This window comes from Streptomyces alkaliphilus, assembly GCF_014141535.1.
GTDB classification, from domain to species: Bacteria; Actinomycetota; Actinomycetes; order Streptomycetales; family Streptomycetaceae; genus Streptomyces; species Streptomyces alkaliphilus.
The window spans coordinates 1-1,567 of the sequence record NZ_VKHT01001098.1; the positions used below are offsets into that span (position 1 = coordinate 1).

Annotated in this window: 1 protein-coding gene; it reads left to right on the top strand. The window is 74.2% G+C overall.

From position 1 onward, the window contains the following. On the top strand, positions 1–1,567 hold a 1,567-nt coding region (locus FNQ90_RS22660; RefSeq protein WP_182608050.1), incomplete at both ends, for a SpoIIE family protein phosphatase.

Genomic DNA, 1,567 nt, shown 5'->3' on the forward strand with positions numbered 1-1,567 from the left:
CCGCGGCCCCTCACCGTGCGCTCGGTGGGCCGGGCCGGCCGCTTCGCCTTCGCCCCGGACACCGGTCGGCTCCACGTGGACCACGCGGCCCTCGCCGTCTTCGACGTCACGCCGGCCGAATGGACCGGTGACCCGAAAACCCTGGTGGATCGCCTCCTGCCGGGGGACGCCGAGCGGCTGGAGGCGCTCATCACCCGAGCCGTGGCCCGGGGGCGCAGCGGTTACGGTGCCTATCTGCGGTTGCGCGGCCGCGACGGCTCCATCCGGTGGATCCACAGCCGGGGCGGGATCCGCCGGGACCGGCAGGGGCGCGTGCGGTGGATCATCGGTGTCGTCCGGGACGCCGGCGTGGCCCCCCTCCATCCCCCGGAGCCGGATGCGGCGCGGACGCTCCCGGAAGGGGCGGAGGGGTGGGACCGGGACCCCGAGGCGGCGGTCGGCGTCACCGAGGAGACGGTCGCGGCGCTGGCCCGCGCCCGCAGCGTGCGGGACGTGGCGGATTTGCTGCGTGTTCGCGGTGGGATGGAGCGGCTTGGCGTGATCGGTCTGACCCTGGGGCTGGTCGAGGCCGGTCGCATCCACGTGGTCGCCGAGGGCCGGGAGGACATCGGTCCCGTGTCCGAACTGCTCTACACCCGGGTGGACGAGCCCTTTCCGATGAGCGAGGCCGTGCGAACCCACTCGCCGCTGTTCATCGTCGGCCGGGAGGAGTTCGCCGCCCGTTACCCCCGGCTGTGGCCGCACATCGCCTCCCTGCCGATGACGGCCGCCGCCTACCTGCCGCTCATCGCCCGGGACCGTGTCATCGGGGTCATCGGCCTGCTGTACCGGGAGAAGCGGGGCTTCCCCGCCCGGGAGCGCAATTTCCTGGCCGTCCTCGCCGGGGGGATCGCGCAGAGCCTGCAGAGCGCCATGCTGATCGAACGGGACCACGAGTTGGCGGCCGACCTCCAGAAGACCATGCTGCCCCGCTCGCTGCCCGCCGTGCACGGTCTGCACATCGCCGCCCGTTACCGCCCGGCCCGGATCGGCCGCGACGTGGGCGGGGACTGGTACGACGCCATCCCGCTGCCCGGTGGGCGCCTGGCCGCCGTGGTGGGGGACGTGCAGGGGCACGACACCCATGCGGCGGCGGTGATGGGCCAGCTGCGGACCGTGCTGCGGGCCTACGCGGCCGAGGGGCACGAGCCCGGGGCGGTGGTGCAACGTGCCTCCGCCTTCCTGCGGGATCTGGACACCGAGCGGTACGCCACCTGCGTCTACGCGGACGTGGATCCGACCACCGGATGGCTGCGCATGGTGCGGGCGGGGCACGTGCAGCCGCTGGTGCGTCGGGTCGACGGCACCTGGCGCCCGCTCTCGGTGGCCGGGTCGCTGCCCCTGGGGCTCTCCACCGACCTGGCCCGTCCGGAACATCCCGTCACCACCCTGGAGCTGGAGCCCGGCGAAAGCCTGTTGATGTACACGGACGGGCTGGTGGAGCGTCCGGGGGTGGACCCGGAGGAGGGCGCGACGCTCCTGCTCCACTCCCTCGGGTACCCGGTGTCGGACGGGGCCGGGACGGGCG